Annotated in this window: 15 protein-coding genes; 8 read left to right on the plus strand and 7 right to left on the minus strand. The window is 66.7% G+C overall.

What is annotated here, in order from left to right:
* Positions 1-54 precede the first annotated feature (54 nt).
* On the plus strand, positions 55-2,571 hold the full coding sequence (locus ABC728_RS19970; RefSeq protein WP_416620741.1) for a cation:proton antiporter: 2,517 nt from the start codon (positions 55-57) through the stop codon (positions 2,569-2,571).
* Between the two features lie 122 nt (positions 2,572-2,693).
* Here ABC728_RS19970 and ABC728_RS19975 read toward each other — a convergent pair whose 3' ends face one another.
* From ABC728_RS19975 to ABC728_RS20000, 6 genes are all read right to left on the minus strand, one after another.
* Complete coding sequence (locus tag ABC728_RS19975) at positions 2,694-3,137, minus strand: acetyltransferase (protein ID WP_416620740.1); 444 nt, start codon at positions 3,135-3,137, stop codon at positions 2,694-2,696.
* A gap of 76 nt (positions 3,138-3,213) precedes the next feature.
* A complete protein-coding gene (locus tag ABC728_RS19980; RefSeq protein ID WP_416620739.1) occupies positions 3,214-5,241 on the minus strand; it encodes a M13 family metallopeptidase in 2,028 nt (675 codons plus the stop codon).
* An 86-nt stretch (positions 5,242-5,327) separates the two neighbouring features.
* Entirely contained in the window at positions 5,328-6,047 is a 720-nt protein-coding gene (locus tag ABC728_RS19985) for a TIGR02444 family protein (RefSeq protein ID WP_416620738.1), read from the minus strand.
* Between the two features lie 72 nt (positions 6,048-6,119).
* Complete coding sequence (locus ABC728_RS19990) at positions 6,120-7,217, minus strand: ATP-dependent 6-phosphofructokinase (RefSeq protein WP_416620737.1); 1,098 nt, start codon at positions 7,215-7,217, stop codon at positions 6,120-6,122.
* A gap of 97 nt (positions 7,218-7,314) precedes the next feature.
* Positions 7,315-7,671, minus strand: coding sequence for a hypothetical protein (locus ABC728_RS19995; RefSeq protein ID WP_416620736.1), 357 nt, complete (start codon positions 7,669-7,671; stop codon positions 7,315-7,317).
* A gap of 87 nt (positions 7,672-7,758) precedes the next feature.
* The gene (locus tag ABC728_RS20000) at positions 7,759-8,235 is read right to left on the minus strand and encodes a VOC family protein (RefSeq protein WP_416620735.1); all 477 of its coding nucleotides are present in this window, start codon (positions 8,233-8,235) and stop codon (positions 7,759-7,761) included.
* A gap of 202 nt (positions 8,236-8,437) precedes the next feature.
* Here ABC728_RS20000 and ettA point away from each other — a divergent pair, with 202 nt between their 5' ends.
* From ettA to ABC728_RS20030, 6 genes are all read left to right on the plus strand, one after another.
* Positions 8,438-10,114: an energy-dependent translational throttle protein EttA gene (gene ettA / locus ABC728_RS20005; protein ID WP_416620734.1), complete on the plus strand. Its 1,677-nt coding sequence runs from the start codon at positions 8,438-8,440 to the stop codon at positions 10,112-10,114.
* 148 nt (positions 10,115-10,262) lie between these two features.
* A complete protein-coding gene (locus ABC728_RS20010; RefSeq protein ID WP_445376469.1) occupies positions 10,263-11,381 on the plus strand; it encodes a hypothetical protein in 1,119 nt (372 codons plus the stop codon).
* A 152-nt stretch (positions 11,382-11,533) separates the two neighbouring features.
* The gene (locus tag ABC728_RS20015) at positions 11,534-12,157 is read left to right on the plus strand and encodes a hypothetical protein (RefSeq protein ID WP_416620732.1); all 624 of its coding nucleotides are present in this window, start codon (positions 11,534-11,536) and stop codon (positions 12,155-12,157) included.
* On the plus strand, positions 12,154-13,371 hold the full coding sequence (locus ABC728_RS20020) for a flagellar motor protein MotA (protein ID WP_416620731.1): 1,218 nt from the start codon (positions 12,154-12,156) through the stop codon (positions 13,369-13,371). Before ABC728_RS20015 ends, ABC728_RS20020 begins: the two co-directional genes overlap by 4 nt.
* Positions 13,372-13,374: 3 nt before the next feature.
* Positions 13,375-14,412, plus strand: a complete 1,038-nt coding sequence (locus ABC728_RS20025) for a peptidoglycan -binding protein (protein WP_416620730.1) — start codon at positions 13,375-13,377, stop codon at positions 14,410-14,412.
* A 55-nt stretch (positions 14,413-14,467) separates the two neighbouring features.
* Positions 14,468-16,189 carry a sensor histidine kinase gene (locus tag ABC728_RS20030; RefSeq protein ID WP_416620729.1) on the plus strand — a complete coding sequence of 574 codons (1,722 nt, stop codon included), beginning with the start codon at positions 14,468-14,470 and terminating at the stop codon, positions 16,187-16,189.
* 120 nt (positions 16,190-16,309) lie between these two features.
* Here the strand turns inward: ABC728_RS20030 and ABC728_RS20035 are convergent, their stop codons facing one another.
* Positions 16,310-16,507: a DUF3553 domain-containing protein gene (locus ABC728_RS20035; RefSeq protein ID WP_416620728.1), complete on the minus strand. Its 198-nt coding sequence runs from the start codon at positions 16,505-16,507 to the stop codon at positions 16,310-16,312.
* A gap of 98 nt (positions 16,508-16,605) precedes the next feature.
* On the opposite strand from ABC728_RS20035, the gene ABC728_RS20040 reads away from it, so the two are divergent.
* Positions 16,606-17,229, plus strand: coding sequence for a histidine phosphotransferase family protein (locus tag ABC728_RS20040; RefSeq protein WP_416620727.1), 624 nt, complete (start codon positions 16,606-16,608; stop codon positions 17,227-17,229).
* Positions 17,230-17,447: the final 218 nt, after the last annotated feature.

Genomic DNA, 17,447 nt, shown 5'->3' on the forward strand with positions numbered 1-17,447 from the left:
TCCATGTCATGCTGTCCGCCACCGTTCCCGCCCTTGCCGGTGCCCCATCGCATCATGGAACCCCTGATCAACACCTTGCTGGCCGTCGCCGGATTGCTGGGGCTGGTCAGCCTGCTGCCGCCACTGGCCCAGCGTCTGCGCCTGCCCTACACGGTTGTGCTGGCGGCGCTGGGCGTCGGCTTCGGCCTGCTGCTGCACGGATCGGGGTCGCTGTTCGGCGAGGGGACGGGACCGTTCAACGCCTTCATCCATGCGGTGGGGGAGGTGGAGCTGACCTCGTCGGCCTTCCTCTATATCTTCCTGCCCATCCTGCTGTTCGAAACCGCGCTGGGCGTGGATGTGCGGCGCATGATGGACGATCTGGGGCCCATCCTGCTGCTGGCCGTCGTGGCCGTGCTGATCGCCACGCTGATTTCCGGCCTGGCCATGTGGTGGGTGTGGGGTATCTGGCACGGGATGCCGACGCAGAAGGCCCTGATCATCTGCCTGCTGCTGGCCAGTATCATCGCCACCACCGATCCCGCCGCCGTCGTCGGCATCTTCCGCGACCTGGGCGCGCCCCGGCGGCTGACCATTCTGGTGGAAGGCGAAAGCCTGTTCAACGATGCCGCCGCCATCGTCCTGTTCACCTTGTTGCTGGGATTGCTGACCCAGGGCGGGGAACCGGACCTGGGGCAGGCCACTTCCGACTTCATTGTCAAATTCGCGGGCGGCGTCGTGGTGGGCTGGGCCATGGCCTGGGCCGCGGCCCTGATCATCACGCCGTTGCGGGGCCAGACCCTGTCGGAAATCACGCTGACCCTGACGCTGGCCTATCTCACCTTCATCCTTGGGGAACATTTCCTGGGGGTGTCGGGCGTGGTGGCCGTGGTGGTGGCGGGTCTGGTCATGGCGTCGTCGGGCCGCACACGGGTCAGCCCGGAAAGCTGGGCCAGCCTGGACCAGGTATGGAAGCAGTTGGGATTCTGGGCCAATTCCCTGATCTTCCTGTTCGCGTCGATGCTGGTGCCGCCGACCTTGATGAATGCGAAATGGAGCCATTTTGCCCTGCTGGGGGCGCTGATCGTGTCAGCACTGGTGGCCCGCGCGCTGGTGATCTTCGGGTTGCTGCCCATGCTGGCCTGGATCGGTGCCAGCGACCGGATCGGCAACCGGTTCCGCATCGTCATGACCTGGGGCGGGTTGCGTGGTGCCGTATCGCTGGCACTGGCGCTGGCCGTGACCGAGCATCCGCAGCTTCCCGTCTATATCAAGGAGCATGTAGCCGTCGTCGTCACCGGGTTCGTGCTGTTCACCCTGTTCGTGCAGGGTACGACACTGCGGCCGCTGATCAGGCTTTTGAAGCTGGACCGGCTGACGCCGGTGGAACTGAACCTGCGCAACCGGGCCGTCGGCCTGTCGCTGACCAATGTCCGCCGCGACCTGGAGGAAGTGGCCAAGCGGTTCGGCTTTCCGGTCGAACATGCGGTGGAGCCCCTGCTGGAGCGTGGCGCCGAACTGGCGCAGGAGCAGCTGGATCTGGAAAGCCGCTATGGCGCACTGTCGCCGGATGACAAGGTCTATATCGGCCTCTCCACCCTGGCCCGGTACGAGGAACAGCGGTTCCTGTCCTATTTCCGCGACGGTGTCATTTCCCGCCTGTCGGTGCAGACGCTGACGGCCGCCGCGGGGCGCCTGCAGGATGCGCTGAAGACGGGTGGGGCCGCAGCCTATGAGAAGGTGGCGGCCAAGCAGTTGCGGCCGGGCCGGTCGCTGCGGCTGGCCCTCTGGCTGCATCGGCGGTTCGGCCTGGAACGGCCGGTGTCGGCGCGGCTGTCGGAGCGCTATGCCATGCTGACCGCCCTGCGTTTCTGCCTGAAGGAGACGATGGAGTTCACCGGGGACCGCCTGGTGCCCATGCTGGGCAAGGCCACGGCCGACGCCGTGCGGACCCGGCTGGTCCAGCGCCTCAAGATCGTGGACGAGGCATTGGATTCCATCCGGCTGCAATACCCGGCCTATCTGGACGCCGTGCAGTCGCAGTACCTGATCCGCGCGGGCCTGCGGATGGAGGAAAGATCGACCCAGTCCCTGTTCGAGGAGGCGCTGATCAGCCGCGAGATCCTGAACGACCTGGAACGTGACCTGCGGGAGCGCTGGCAGGGTGTCAGCAAGCCGCCGCAACTCGACCTGGGGCTGGCCACGCATGAACTGGTGGCCCGCGTGCCGCTGTTCACCGGTCTGGCGCCCGACCGGCTGGCGCAGATCGAACGGCTGCTGAAGCCGCGACTCTATTTCCCCGGTCAGCCCATCGTGCGCAAGGGGGAGCGGGGCGACACGGTCTATTTCATCTCTTCAGGTGCCGTCGCCGTGCATGTGCCGGGGCTGGAGGCGCCGATCCGCCTGGGCAGCGGCGATTTCTTCGGCGAGATTTCGCTGGTGCTGGACCAGCCGCGCAATGCCGACGTCACGGCCATCGCCTATTGCCGGCTTCTGCTGCTGGATCGCCGCGATTTCAACCGTCTCTACACCACCGATCCCGACCTGAAGCGCCACATCGACAGCGCCATCGAAAGGCGCCTGTCCGCCTGATTACGGCTCCATCACTCATACTATTTTGCGGTGACCAGAACCTATTGGTTCTGGTCACCGCCCTCAATTGCCGGCGCCGCATCTGCGGCTTCACGCGGCTTTCCAGTCAAAGGAGAACCGCTCTATACCCGTGCCATGAAGATGAGCGGATAGGGCTTTCCCCCATGATCGATGGGGGAACGGCCCACGACGCGGAAGCCCAGGGTGCGGTAGAAGGTTACCGCGCCGGGGTTCTGGGCATTCACATCGACCAGCAATTGCGCATGCAGACTGGCCGCATGGTCGATCAGCCGGCGGCCGACACCGGTGCGGTGGAAGGCGGGATGGACGAAAAGCGCATCGATCTTGGGGCCCGTCAATCCCATGAAGCCGGTGGCCGTCCCATCCTCCAGTGTTGCCAGCCAGACGGGAACCTGCGGCAGATAGAGGGTCAGCAGCAGGTTTTCATAGAAATCCAGGTCGGCCGGCGCCACGAAGCCATGCGTGGCATCGACGGCGGCGCGCCAGACGGCATGGATGGCGGCGACATCGTCGGGTGTGGAAAGGCGCAGGGCGGGCAGGGGCATCGGGATCCGGGCACTAATGGAAAGGGCCGGCCCGTCACCGGGCCGGCCCCTGCATGCTTGCCGAAAAAGGGCCGGATTACCAGACCTTGCATGCCTTGGCGCCGCGCACCATGGCGTCATCGGGCTTGCAATTGAAGGCCTTGGCGAATTCCGGCATGTTGGCCACCGTACCGTTGACGCGATAGCGGGCGGCCGAATGCGGGTCCGTCTGCGCCCGCAGCCGTTCCGCCTCGGGCCGGGCGGAGGAACACCAGACCCCGGCCCAGCCATAGAACAGCTTCTGTTCCGCGCTCAGCCCATCGGCCCCGCGCGCGCTCAGGGCGTTCTGCCCACCCAGGCGGTTGCGAAGGGCGGCCAGCGCCAGACGCAGGCCGCCATTGTCGGCCGTGTTCTCCCCCAGCGTCAGCTTGCCGTTCAGGGGGGTGTCGCCGGCCACAGTATAGGCGCCGTACTGGTCCACCAGGCATTGCGCCTTCTCGTTGAACCGCGTGGCGTCGGCCTCCGTCCACCAATCCTTCAGGTTGCCGTGGGCATCGAAGGCGCGGCCCTGATCATCGAACCCATGGGTCATCTCGTGCCCGATGACGGCGCCGATGGCGCCGTAGTTCAACCCATCGTCGGCCTTGAAGTCGAAGAAGGGCGGCTGCAGGATGCCGGCCGGGAAATTGATGTTGTTCTGGCTGGGATCATAATAGGCGTTCACGGTGGGTGGCGTCATGTACCATTCGTTCTTGTCCACCTTCTTGCCGATCTTGGCGTTCTGATAGGCATTCTCGAAGGCGGCGGACCGGAACAGGTTGCCCAGCAGCGCGTCCCTGGCGACGGTCAGCGCCGTATAGTCGCGCCACTGGTCGGGATAGCCGATCTTCTGGGCCATGGCGTCCAGCTTCTCCAGGGCCTTGGCCTTGGTTTCCGGCCCCATCCAGTCCAGATCCCGGATTTCCTGCGCATAGGCGGCGCGCAGATCGTCCAGCATGACCAGCATGCGCTTTTTGTGTTCCGGCCCAAAGGCGCTTTCCACGTAATGGCGGCCCAGATCCTCGCCCAGCGCGTTGTCCGCGGCGTCGGTGCAGCGCTTCCAGCGCGGCCGCAATTCCTGCGCGCCCGACAGGGTCTTGCCGTAGAACGCGAAATTCTCCTCCACGAAGGGCTTCGACAGCCACGGGGAAGACCGGCGCAGTGCCTGCCAGGTGAAATAGGTGCGGATATCGCCCAGGTCGCTGTCGGCGACCGTCTTGTCCAGGTTCGTGAAGAAGCCGGGATCGTTGACATTCATCTCGGTGAAAGCCGGAGCGCCCACCGTCCTGACATAGGCGGCCCAGTCCACGCCCGCATGTCCGGCCGCGAAATCCTTCAGCGTCGTGGGATTGTCCAGCCGGCTGGTGTCGCGCCGTTCCACCTTGGGCATCGTGCCCGTGGCCAGCTTCCTCTCGAACGCCATCACGGCTGCTGCCTTGCGCGCTGCCGTGGCGGCATCGTCGCCGGCCAGGGTGAAAATGGCGGCTACATGCTTCTCATAGGCCGCCCGCAGCGTCACCGACCGCTCATCATCCTTCAGGTAGAGATCGCGGTCGGGCAGCCCCAGGCCACCCTGGTCGAAGGCGGCGATGGTGTCCTCTGCCCTGGCGAAGCTCTGCTGCGGGCCGAAGCTGAACAGGGCGTTTACCCCGGCGTCGTGCAGCACGGCCACAAGACCGGCGACCTGCTTCTTGTCCTTCAGGGCGGCGATCCGGTCCAGCAGCGGCTTCACCGGTGCCAGCCCCGCCTTGTCGACGGCGGCCTCGTCCATGCAGGCGGCATAGAAGGCGCCGATCTTGGCCGTGCCCGGTTCGGTGCCGGCGGCTGCCTTCTCCAGGATGGCGTGCAGCAGGTTCTGGTTGCTCTGCTGCAGCGCGTCGAAGGTGCCCCAGCGGGCCCGGTCGGCCGGGATGGGGTTCTCCTTGATCCAGGGGCCGCAGGCATGCAGGAAGAAATCATCGCAGGGGCTGATGCCGGGATCGACGGCCGGCGTGCTGGAAGCTTGCGCCATCGCGGGCTGGCCCAGACCCATCAACAGGGTCAGGCCGAGGGCGCCCAGGCAGGTGCTGGCGGACAGGCCCTTCATGCTGTTCACTCCGGTACGGGGATTGCTGACGTGTATTGTCGGGCCGCCTGACGGCGGCTCTTGGACAGCGACCGTAGCACCGGGTTTCACAGGCCGCGAATGGCGCTGTGTAACGGCTCTGTTACAGCCGTGGCGGCGTCACCGGGCAGCAACAGCGACAGGTTGGCGGCCAGGGCCTCGTCCCAGCCCGCATCGGTGCGCCGGTGGAGGGGAAGGCGGGCCAGAACGGTCTGCTGGATGCGCTCCGCTTCCAGTTCCGCGGCCTTGACCTGTGCGCGCAGGGCCTGGGTGGCTGCATCCTCCGGTGCGGGCGCTGGCCCCGATTTCAGGCGGCGGCGAAGCGCGCGCAGCGGCTGCACGACATCCTGTCGCCAGGGGGCTGTCGCATGCCGGGCGGCGGACAGTTCGACCGGGGTCAGCACATGGCCGCGGGCACCCAGCCAGGCGGCCCATAACAGCAGGTTCACATCGGCCCCGTGCTCGTCCTGCGCCAAAAGGCAGGCCGCCGCCACGTCCGGCCCCGCATAGACCGCCAGGGAAAAAGGCCACAGGTCGGGAATGTCCGAGGGGGCGGCCGGCACACGGGCAGCCCTGGGCGGATGATACCGATAGGGATCACCGGGCCCGCCACCGCCGCGGCGCTCCAGCGCACCGGCGGCGACCAGCAGGCGGCAATCCTGGTTGACACGTTGCTGCCGGGCCCCGTGGCCGAACAGATGTTCGGCGATCATGATCTCCGTCAGGCCCGGACGGGCCCGGACCAGGGTGATGATCCGGTCGGCGACCGTGCCCGCGTTGCTGCCCATCACGCCATCCTTATCTTTGCACCCTATGGCCGTTGCACCCCTCCGGCCCTTCACACCCCCTCTGTGCCCGGTTCATCCGCCCCGCGGCTCGTCCCCCAGATAGATGCCCAGCCCGCGGGCGGTGCGCATCAGCGTACCGTCCAGGTCCACGGCGGCATAGGTCGCGATGGCATCGGCGATGGGGATGTCGATGACGCGGCGGTTGGACCAGGCGACCAGCCGGTCGGACTTTCCCGCCGCCAGCAGATCCACGGCCGCCACGCCGAAGGCCGATGCCACGACGCGGTCATTATGCCCCGGCGGGCAGCCGCGCTGCACATGGCCCAGCACGGTGACGCGCGTCTCCGCCCCCGTCGCCTCCGCGATCAGGTGGCCGACATAATTGCCGATGCCGCCATAGCGCTTCTGCCCGTCGGCGAATTCCTGCTTGGCTGTGCCGCCTTCCATGGTCTTGGCGGCTTCCGACACGACGACCAGCGCGAAATTGCGTCCGTCGGCCTGTACGCGACGGATCTTGTCGGCGATGCCGGCCACCGACCAGGGCAGTTCGGGCAGCAGGATCACATCGGCCCCGCCCGCGATGCCGGCGGACAGCGCGATGTGGCCGGCGTCGCGCCCCATAACCTCCAGCACCATGACGCGGTCATGGCTGGCGGCGGTGGGCTGCAGGCGGTCCAGCGCCTCCGTCGCGACGGCCACGGCCGTGTCGAAGCCGACCGACATCTCCGTGATGCCCAGGTCATTGTCGATGGTCTTGGGGATGCCGATCAGTTTCAGCCCGCCGACATCGGCCAGTTTGCGCAGGATGGCCATCGATCCGTCGCCGCCGATGCCGATCAGGCTGTCCACGCCCAGTTCGCGCAGGCCGCCGATGATCTCCATCGACCGGTCCTTGCGGGACCCGTCGGCCATGGGATAGGCGAAGGGGTCACCCTTGTTGGTGGTGCCCAGGATGGTGCCGCCCTGGCGCATCATGGCGCAATCGACACGGTTGGTGTCCAGCGTGATATAGCGGACGGGCCGTGACAGCAGGCCCTGCGTGCCATCCTCGATCCCCACGACCTCCCAGCCGTAATGCGCGGCGCGATGGACCGCCGCCCGGATGACCGCGTTCAGCCCGGCGCAATCGCCGCCGCTGGTCAGGATGCCGATCCGCTTGTTGGCGCTCATGAACGTCCCTTCCTCCTGCTCACCGGCATTGCGCCGCAGGGGGGACTTTGCCAGGAAGCGCGCGCGGTGGGCAACCTTTCCAGTGCCGCTGCCGGCTTCAGCGCGCGATGGCGTAGCGGGCCAGGAACAGGGCCACGGCCTTGCGGCTATCCTCGGGCAGGTTGGTGAAATTGATCCTGGTGCCGGCCTTTTCCACCGCGGCGACCGTGCCGGCAGCCTTCAGCGACAACTTCTGCTTGGGGTCCTTCAGGTCCAGATCGAACGTCACGGCCTGCCCGACCTTCAGCTTGGCCCCGGCCACGGTGACGCTGTTCAGCCCCAGGTTGGCAATGGTCAGTGACTTGCCGTCGATTTTCAGATGGGCGGTGTAGTTGGGCACCCGCACCTTCTCGACAACATCCACCTTCAGGAAATCGAACATACCCATGGGGACCTGCCGCGACGTGGTCAACATCTGATCCTAACAGAGAAAATCCTGTCCTGTTAGGGGTTTGCGGACATCATCGGGATAGGGTGCGTCTGTAAACCCCTTTTCCTGCGCTTACGGCCCGGCTTTGGCGGCTGCTTCCAGGGCTGCAATATCGAATTTCACCATCTTCAGCATCGCTTCCGTCACACGCCGCGCCTGCCCCGGATCGCCCTGCATCAATTCACCCAGGCGCCTTGGCGTGATCTGCCAGCAAAGGCCCCAGCGGTCGCGAAGCCACCCGCATTGCTCGACTTGCCCGCCCTCCGACAGGGCGGACCATAGCCGATCGATCTCGGTCTGATCATCGCATTCCACAATGATGGAAAAACTGTGATTGAAGGCGTCCAGCGGTCCCGCCTCGATGGCCATGTAGCGCTGGTCGCCCAGGGTGAAGACGGCCAGGCGCACACTGCCGGCCGGGCCGCTGGGGGTGTCGGCCGGCAGTGGCGTGACCCATTCCAGGATGGAACCGGGGATCAGCCCCGTATAGAAGCGCACAGCCGCTTCCATGTCCTTCTCGAACCAGAGATGCTGCTTGACGGTCGTCATGGGTCGGGCCTCTCCTTGATCCTGGCTGTCCGCATCGGCTGCTCTCCCAAGGACGGCCGGCGGTCCCGCCGCCCGACAGGGGGGGACGGATTTTTTACCCCGGCCTTCCGCGGGCGCGCGACCCACCCCGATTGCACCCCGCGTCCCGCTGCGGTACAAGGCCCGCAAACCTCTTGCAGACGCCTACCTGAAGGAAGCCCCCATGGCCGCTTATCAATATGTCTATGTGATGAAGGGTGTGACCAAGGTCTATCCCGGCGGCAAGAAGGTGTTCGAGAACATCTGGCTGTCCTTCTATCCCGGTGCCAAGATCGGCGTGCTGGGCGTGAACGGTGCGGGTAAGTCGACCTTGCTGAAGATCATGGCCGGGCTGGACAAGGATTACAACGGCGAGGCCTGGTCCGCCGAGGGTGTGAAGGTCGGTTACCTGCCGCAGGAACCGCAATTGAACCCCGACAAGAATGTCTGGGACAATGTCATGGAAGGGGTGGGGGAGACCAAGGCCCTGCTGGACCGGTTCAACGCCGTGTCGGAAGCCATGGGCGACCCGGATGCCGATTTCGACACGCTGATGGCCGAACAGGCCGAGTTGCAGGAAAAGATCGACGCGGCCGACGCCTGGGATCTGGACCGCACGGTCGAAATCGCCATGGACGCGCTGCGCTGCCCCGCCGGGGATGCCGATGTGTCGAAGCTGTCGGGCGGTGAGAAGCGCCGCGTGGCCTTGTGCAAGCTGCTGCTGTCCAAGCCCGACATGCTGCTGCTGGACGAACCGACCAACCATCTGGACGCCGAAAGCGTGGCCTGGCTGCAGCGCTTCCTGGCCGACTATCCCGGCACCGTGGTGATGGTCACCCACGATCGTTACTTCCTGGATGCCGTCACCGGCTGGATTCTGGAACTGGATCGCGGGTCGGGCATCCCTTACGAGGGCAATTATTCCGCCTGGCTGGAACAGAAGCAGAAGCGTCTGGAGCAGGAAGGAAGGGAAGAGGGCGCCAAGCAGAAGCAACTGGCGCAGGAACTGGAATGGGTGCGCGCCAGCCCGAAGGCGCGTCAGGCCAAGTCCAAGGCCCGTATCCAGGCTTACGAGGAATTGCTGGCTTCCGCCAACCAGAAGGAAGCCATCGGCGAAACCCGCATCGTCATTCCCACGCCGCCGCGCCTGGGCAATGTGGTTATTGAGGCCGAGAACCTGCGCAAGGGCTTTGGCGACCGGCTGCTGATCGACGATCTTTCCTTCCGCCTGCCGCCAGGTGGCATTGTGGGCATCATCGGCCCCAACGGTGCCGGTAAAACCACCCTGTTCCGCATGATCACCGGGCAGGAACAGCCCGATGGCGGCACCTTCCGCGTGGGCGAGACGGTGCAGTTGGGCTATGTCGACCAGAGCCGCGACAGCCTGGACAACAAGAAGAATGTCTGGGAGGAAATCTCCGGCGGGCTGGACGTGATCGAGCTGGGCAAGAAGTCCATGCCGAGCCGCGCCTATGTCAGCGCCTTCAATTTCCGCGGGCCGGACCAGCAGAAGAAGCTGGGCCAGCTGTCGGGCGGTGAGCGCAACCGGGTGCATCTGGCCAAGATGCTGAAGTCCGGCGCGAACGTCCTGCTGCTGGACGAACCGACCAACGATCTGGACGTGGAAACGTTGCGCGCCCTGGAAGAGGCGCTGACCACCTTCCCCGGCTGCGCCGTGGTCATCTCGCACGATCGCTGGTTCCTGGACCGTCTGGCCACGCACATCCTGGCGTTCGAGGGTGACAGTCAGGTCGTCTGGTTCGAGGGCAATTACGCTGATTATGAGGCTGACAAGCGCCGCCGCCTGGGGGCGGAGGCCGACCAGCCGCACCGTATCAAGTACAAGCCGCTGGAGCGCTGATCCGCCATCGGACCATCGGCCGGGGTTGTAATCCTGGCCGACGGTCTGATGGCTGCCAGCCTGTCCTAATTTCGCCATTCGGGTGATATCTGATGGGCGGGCCGGCGATCGTCGCCGGCTGAAAGGAACCGCTGAACGGTCCACCCGCATGCGCCTTCTGTCGATCGCCGCTGCCGCCCTTCTGCTGTTGGGCGGCTGTACCCAGTTTCCACAGGATGGGGGGCAGGAAGCCCGCTATCGCTGGATGGCCCAGACCTCCTGGCGCCTGCTGGAATTGCGCATGGCCTGCATGGGCAGCCCCGAGGCGGGGTTGCCCGGCCGGCCCCTGTCGCCGGAAGAGGCGGCGGAACAGCGGCGCCTGGTTGCCATGATGATCGAGGATGATCCCGTCGTCTGGGCCAGCATTCCCCTATCCAATCCGCGGGTGGAAGAATTCCGCCGCATCTGTGCCGGTGACCCGATGACGGGCACGCCGGGCCGTGCCCTGGACCCGGCCGAACGACAGGAATTGCAGGTATTGCTGGAAACCGGTTCCGGCATGGGCACGGGCGGTCCGCCCGTCCGGTACGAGCCGGGATCGACCGTCGTGATGGGGGTCGACCGCAACGCGCTCTACTGGGGGCCGGGCGTTCTTTATGATTCCGGCTCCATGTTCCGCACATGGGGCGGGAGCAATTCCTGGTGGTGGGAGCAGGACCGGCGTCACCGCATGATGATGCTGGACCTTGAAAGCCGCCGCCGGTCCTATGAAGGACGCCTGCGTGAGGAAAGGCGGCGGCGGGAGGAAGCCGAGCGCCGCCTGGAGGAGGAACGCCGCCGGCAGGCGGAGCGTCCCGGCCGATGGGAGCGCGATCGCGACCGCCCACCCCCGGCCTTCGCCAATGAGGAGGAGGCGCGCCGTGCGGCAGAGGAGGCGCGCCGCCGCATGGAAGAACGCCGCCGGCGCGAGCAGCAGGAAATGGATCGCCGCCGCGACCGGGATCGCCGCGCCGACGAGGATACACGCCAGCGCCTGGAGGAAGAAAGGCGCCGGGCGCGCGATGATGCGCGTCGTCAGGCGGAAGAACAGCGGCGGGCCGCCGAAGAGGTCCGCCGTCAGGTGGAGCAGGAGCAGCGCCAGGCACAGGACGAGGCTCGCCAGCGCCAGGCCGAGGAACAGCGCCGCGCCATGGAGGAAGCCCGCCGCCGGCTGGATGAGGAGCGTCGCCGGGACCGGCCGTCGCCACCGCAGCGCATCGAGCGCGCGCCTCGCACCCAGCCTGAATAGGACCGGACGGCGGTGGGGGCCTTTTCCGGTCCGGCCGACGGGAAAATGCCAGATGACGGGGTGGTCCGTCGGGCCATTGTCCAGTATCGTCCATGCCGGCCCCGTCGCCGGAGCGTTGTCGCGACATGCCGGGGTCATAATTGTGAGGTTTCATGCCGGGCATGATGATGCGCCTGTCCTTTTCCGTTCGCCGGTTGCTGCTGCCGTCGGTTCTGATGTTCGTGCTGCCGGTCGGCGCACTGGCGCAGAACAGCATCGGCCCCTTGCCCGACGCCGGCGCCGACCGCCCCCCCGTGACGCGCGCGCCCTTGCGCGCGCCGGCCCGGCCCGACCTGTCCGTGCCCCCGCTGCCCGCTGCACCCGACCAGGGTGATATCCCCCCCGCACCCGTTGCCGAACTGCCGCCCCCGCGTGTTCCGGGACTGCCGGACGGTGCGGCGCCGGCACGCCTGCCGGCCGATCAGAGCACGCTGGTCTATGCGCCCGGTGCGGATGTGCTGCCGGCCGGCACGGATGCCGTGCTGGCGGATATCGTTGCCCGCCTGCGGGCCCGGCCGTCTGAACGGCTGGAACTGCGGGCCCATGCCACGGGCCCGGCCGACCGGGCCGGGGATGGGCGGCGCATCGCCCTGCTGCGGGTGCGCGCCCTGCGGGACCGGCTGGTGCAGCAGGGCCTCGATCCCCTGCGCCTGCTGGTTTTCGCCGAGGCATCGCCGCCCGATGCCGCTTCCGCCAGCCCGCCGCCCGACCGTATCGATCTGGTGATCCGCCAATGACCAGCCTGTCCGCCGACCGCCGCCCCGGCCCCGCTTCCGAAGCCGTCCCGCCGCCGGCGCCCCCGGCCAGCCGCCCCCGCAAGTTCCTGCTGCGGATGACGCTGTTCGCCGTCGCCGTCGCCGTCATCGCGGCGGTATTGTCACCGGCCCTGGCCAAGGCCTTCCTGGCGAACCCGGCCCTGAACGGGCTGATCCTGTTCACCCTGCTGCTGGGTGTCTGGTTCATCTTCCGACAGGTACTGACACTGGGGCCGGAGGTCGCCTGGCTGGAGGCGTTCAGCGCCAATCGGCCCAGCCCCACGCCGCCGCGCCTGCTGGCCCCCATGGCCCGTATGCTGGGCGAGCGTCAGGGCGGGCGGTTCACCCTGTCCGCGGTGGCCAGCCGGTCGCTGCTGGACGGTGTCGGCACCCGCCTGGACGAGGGGCGGGAGATATCCAAATATCTGATCGGGCTGCTGATTTTCCTGGGCCTGCTGGGAACCTTCTGGGGCCTGCTGGAAACCGTCTTCTCCATCGGCGGCGTCATCGCCAGCCTGACCCCCGACAATGCCGATGTGGCGGGCGTGTTCAGCAATTTACAGGCGGGTCTGGTGGCGCCGCTGTCGGGGATGGGGATGGCCTTTTCCTCCTCCCTGTTCGGTCTGGCGGGATCGCTGGTCCTGGGCTTTCTGGAATTGCAGGCGGGCCAGGCCCAGAACCGGTTCTACACGGAACTGGAGGATTGGCTGGCCGGCATCACGCGGCTGTCCAGCGGTGCGCTGGGCGAAGGGGACGGCGGCGGTGGCGGTGCCTCCGTGCCCGTCTATATCCAGGCGTTGCTGGAACAGACGGCAGAGAATATCGAGCGTCTGCAATTCACCATGGCCAGCGCGGAGGAAGGGCGCAAGGCCCAGAACCAGCATTTGGTCAACCTGACGGAACGGCTGGCCACACTGACCGACCAGATGCGGGCCGAGCAGACCCTGATGCTGCGCCTGGCCGAGGGGACGGCCCAGATGCGCCCGCTTATGGAGAAGCTGACGGGTGCGCTGGCCGATGGCGGCAGCCTGGGGATCGATGATGCCACGCGCGCACATATCCGCAACCTGGAACTCTACACAGCCCGCATCCTGGAGGAGACCAGCCAGGGGCGGGTCCAGTCCACTCAGGAAATCCGTAGCGAAATCAAGATCCTGGCCCGCACCGTCGCGGCGCTGGGCGACACGGAGCGCTGATCCATGGCCTATGTCCGCCGCCGCGCCGGGCGGGAGCAAGTGGACATCTGGCCGGGCTGGGTGGATGCGCTGTCCAGCCTGACCATGGTGGTCATCTTCCTGCTGATGGTCTTCGTGGTGGGGCAGTTCTACCTGTCCACGGCCTTGCAGGGCCGCGACCGGGAACTGGCCGACCTCAACAGCCGCATCGCACAGCTTGCCGACGCCCTGGCCCTGGAACGCGACAACAGTGCGCGCCTGCAGGCCGATCTGGGGTTGCTGACCGAACGGTTGCGCGCCACGCTGGCGGAGCGGGAGGTGCTGGAAAGCCGGCTTTCCGCCTTGGGGGCCGCAGAGGATGCGGCGATATCGGCCGATGAGCGCCATGCCGCCCTGGTCCGGGAACTGGAGGCGGAGCGCCGCATCAGTGCCGCCGCCCGCGGCGAGGTCGATTTGCTGAACCAGCAGCTTGCGGCCCTGCGCCAGCAGTTGCAGCAGCTTGTCACCGCCCTCGACGCTTCGGAGACCAGGGCGCGGGAGCAGGAGGTGCAGATCGCCGAACTGGGCCGGCGCCTGAATGCCGCGCTGGCCAGCAAGGTGGCCGAACTGGCGCGGTTCCGGTCGGAATTTTTCGGCCGCCTGCGCGAGGTGCTGGGCAATCGCGACGATGTGCGCATCGTGGGCGACCGTTTCGTCTTCCAGTCGGAAGTGCTGTTCGACAGCGGCTCGGCCGAACTGGGGGAGGCGGGGCAGGTGCAGTTGGGCAGTCTGGCGCGCACGCTGATGGACCTGTCCGCCCGCATGCCGCCGGAGATAAACTGGATCCTGCGTATCGACGGTCATACCGACATTGTTCCCATCCGGGGCGGGCGCTATGCCAGCAACTGGGAACTGTCGACGGCGCGCGCCATCTCCGTGGTGAATTACCTGATCGGAATGGGCGTGCCGCCGGAACGGCTGGCGGCTACGGGATTCGGCGAATTCCAGCCGCTGGAGCCGGGGACCGGCCCCGCGGCGCTGGCCATGAACCGGCGGATCGAGTTGAAACTGGACAGCCGCTAGACCTGTTTCAGCGCACTTGCTGACGACCGCCCGCCTGCGTGATATTAGACCCGTAATGGGAAGAAAGACCGGAGACACGGGGCGCCGCCGCCGCCGCCCCCCGGCCCTGCTGGGCCGCACCGGCATCAACCTGCTGTCGGCCATGGTGCTGGGCGGGCTGTGGTTGCTCGTCGGCTGGCAGATACAGACATCCTACCGCGATGCCCTGGCCGATGCGGAGCGTGACTCGGCCAACCTGACCCGCGCCTTCGGCCAGTATGTCAGCCGCACGGTCAGTCAGGTACAGCAACTGCTTCAGGAAGTGTCCGACCGGGTGGAGGCGGGATATCCAGCCGACCTGGAGGCCATGCGCCGGCGCGTGGCCGGCCTTGACCGCGTTTCCAAATTCTTCGGCATCATGGATGCCCGCGGCACGGTCGTGGATGCCACCCGGCCGGGCGCGGTCGGGCTGGACATGTCCGACAGTGACTATTTCCAGCAGGCCACCGCGCGGGGGGCGCCGCGTCTGGGCTTTGGCAAGCCGATCATCGGGCGCACGCCGCTCATGTCGTCCATCCCTTTCTGGGTGCGGGTGGAGGAGCCCGACGGCACGTTGCGGGCCGTCATCGTCGGTGATGTCCTGTCGGAATATTTCGCTGGATTCTTCAGTGCCGTCGACCTGGACCTGTCGGCGGTGGCCACGGTGCTGGACCTGGACGGCACGGTCTATGCCCGCGGGGCCAGCACGCCCGGCATCGTGGGCCAGTCCTATCCCGACCTGCCCGCGGTCGGGGCCGCACGCGAAGGGGGCGAACACGGGCTGGTCCGCGCGGTCAGCCCGCTGGACGGGGCGGACCACATCGCCAGTTACGAATTGCTGCCCGGCACCCAGCTTCTGGTATCCGTGGGACAGGATCTGAACCATGTGCTGCGGCCCTATCGGCAATTGCGCAACCAGGCCCTGCTCCAGGGCGCCATCGGCACCATCATCGTGCTGGCCCTGCTGCTTCTGGTCCACCGCTATGTCGACAAGCTGGAGGCCAGCGAGGCGGCGGCCCGCCAGGCCCGCGCGGAGGCGGAGCAGGCCACGGCCGCCAAGTCGCAGTTCCTGGCGGTCGCCAGCCACGAGCTGCGCACACCGCTGAACGCGATCATCGGCTTCGCAGAGGTCATGGTCCATCGCATCCATGGCAGCATGGGCAACCCCAAATACGCGGAGTATGCCGAGGATATCCGCGATTCAGGCCTTCACCTTCTGGCCTTGATCAACGACATCCTGGACCTGTCGAAGATCGAGGCGGGCCGTATGGAACTGACGCTGGAAACCGTCGATCTGTCGCGGCTGGTCCATGATTGCACCCGGCTGATGCGGGGCCGGGTCGAAATGGGCCATCTGTCCCTGGACACGCAGGTGGCGGCGGCGGGCCCCATGCTGCGGGCGGATGGCATGAAATTGCGGCAGGTGCTGCTGAACCTGATCAACAATGCCGTCAAGTTCACGCCACCCGGCGGCACCATCACGGTTTTCGCCGGCTATGATCAACCGGGGGAAGACCGGTCCGTATTGCTGTGCGTCCGGGATACGGGCTGCGGCATGACCGCGGTGGAGGTGGCCATCGCCCTGGAGCCCTTCCGTCAGGTCCACAGTCACCTGTCGCGTCCGACCGAGGGCACGGGCCTGGGTCTGCCTGTGGCGCGATCCCTGGTGGAACTGCATGGCGGCACGCTGGCGATCGACAGCGAACCCGGCCGCGGAACGACCGTTACCATACGGTTGCCAACGACGTTGAATGTCTGAAACCAAGAGACATGGGCAATAAGCCCTGGTTTTCGCGATCGCCGCCGCGCAAAGGATGCGGCGCCGGCGCATGGAAAATCGAAGGCTGGTGCATGCCTGCGCTGACCGGGAACAGGCTGTTCAGGGTGCCGATCCGGCGGGTTCGGCATCCGGGTCCACCACGTCCAGCCGCACGGCGGCGATATTGACCAGCAGTTTGCCCGCATGCTCGAAATTGACCGTGACGCGCGTGCCGATCACGGACTGGACCTGGCCCAGCCCCCAATCGGGCTGGGTCGGATGGCGGACGAAGGCGCCGGGAACCAGGGATTCATCCATTTGTTCGGCTTCCAGTGAATAGGACGAAGCCCTATCCTAACCAAAGCGGCCGGCCATGCCCAAGGATCGCGGCCGCAGGCGAGGGGACGTGGAACCGCATGGAACGGCATCTGGGAATAAGGGTGGTGGAGCTTCTGTGCTCCCGTCTCTGCCATGATCTGGTCGGCCCGGTCGGCGCGATCAACAATGGCGTGGAATTGCTGGACGAAAGCGGCGGCGATGCCGGCGGGGAGGCATTGGACCTTATTGCCGACAGTGCCGATAGCGCCGCCGCCCGGCTGCGGCTGTACCGGCTGGCGCTGGGGGCGGCCGGTGGACAGGCGGGCCTGTCCGCCGGTGACGGGCGCGCGGCGCTGGAGGCCTGGTTCCGCGGTGGGGCGACCCGGCTGGAATGGCTTGCTGCCCTTCAGTCACCACCACCGGGAATGGTGAAACTGGTGTTGCTGTCGGCCCTGCTGGCGGAGGAGGCCTTGCCGCGTGGCGGGGTGGTGCGGGTGGAGGGGGACGATGGTGGGCTGGTCCTCACGGCCAGCGGCACGGGGGCCGCCCTGCGACCAGAGATGGTGGCGGCGCTGTCCGGGGGGCTGGCCGAAGCGGACCTGACGCCGCGGTCGGTGTTGTCCCATGCCGTGCCCCGCTTCGCCGCCGCCTATGGACTTTCCTTCACGCCGCCCGAGCCGGCGGGCCCCCTGCGTTTCGTCCTGGCAAAGAACCGTTTCTGATGTTGCCGCGCGCGGCAGGCCATGATGCAGCCACTGAACTATTCAACCTCGCCGCGCGGCCTGCAGCCGTGAATAGTCCTCGTACCCGCACATTCGGATGGCCGAACCTAACCGAAAAGAGGTAAGCTTGCCCTTGCCAACGCTGCCCCCCGCAGTCCATCAATTCGAACACAGCATGGAAGAATTTGTCTGATTTCAGAGACTTTTCATTGGCCGAC

The sequence above is a fragment of the Niveispirillum fermenti genome, from assembly GCF_052474395.1.

Bases quoted from the DNA above. Each gene is read 5' to 3' on its own strand.
- ABC728_RS19990 (WP_416620737.1), bottom strand. From the start codon at position 7,217: ATGAGCGCCAACAAGCGGATCGGCATCCTGACCAGCGGCGGCGATTGC.
- ABC728_RS20015 (WP_416620732.1), top strand. From the start codon at position 11,534: ATGCCGGGCATGATGATGCGCCTGTCCTTTTCCGTTCGCCGGTTGCTG.
- ettA (WP_416620734.1), top strand. From the start codon at position 8,438: ATGGCCGCTTATCAATATGTCTATGTGATGAAGGGTGTGACCAAGGTC.
- ABC728_RS20025 (WP_416620730.1), top strand. From the start codon at position 13,375: ATGGCCTATGTCCGCCGCCGCGCCGGGCGGGAGCAAGTGGACATCTGG.
- ABC728_RS20030 (WP_416620729.1), top strand. From the start codon at position 14,468: ATGGGAAGAAAGACCGGAGACACGGGGCGCCGCCGCCGCCGCCCCCCG.
- ABC728_RS20010 (WP_445376469.1), top strand. From the start codon at position 10,263: ATGCGCCTTCTGTCGATCGCCGCTGCCGCCCTTCTGCTGTTGGGCGGC.
- ABC728_RS20035 (WP_416620728.1), bottom strand. From the start codon at position 16,507: ATGGATGAATCCCTGGTTCCCGGCGCCTTCGTCCGCCATCCGACCCAG.
- ABC728_RS19980 (WP_416620739.1), bottom strand. From the start codon at position 5,241: ATGAAGGGCCTGTCCGCCAGCACCTGCCTGGGCGCCCTCGGCCTGACC.
- ABC728_RS20040 (WP_416620727.1), top strand. From the start codon at position 16,606: ATGGAACGGCATCTGGGAATAAGGGTGGTGGAGCTTCTGTGCTCCCGT.
- ABC728_RS19975 (WP_416620740.1), bottom strand. From the start codon at position 3,137: ATGCCCCTGCCCGCCCTGCGCCTTTCCACACCCGACGATGTCGCCGCC.
- ABC728_RS20020 (WP_416620731.1), top strand. From the start codon at position 12,154: ATGACCAGCCTGTCCGCCGACCGCCGCCCCGGCCCCGCTTCCGAAGCC.
- ABC728_RS19985 (WP_416620738.1), bottom strand. From the start codon at position 6,047: ATGGGCAGCAACGCGGGCACGGTCGCCGACCGGATCATCACCCTGGTC.
- ABC728_RS19995 (WP_416620736.1), bottom strand. From the start codon at position 7,671: ATGTTGACCACGTCGCGGCAGGTCCCCATGGGTATGTTCGATTTCCTG.
- ABC728_RS19970 (WP_416620741.1), top strand. From the start codon at position 55: ATGGAACCCCTGATCAACACCTTGCTGGCCGTCGCCGGATTGCTGGGG.
- ABC728_RS20000 (WP_416620735.1), bottom strand. From the start codon at position 8,235: ATGACGACCGTCAAGCAGCATCTCTGGTTCGAGAAGGACATGGAAGCG.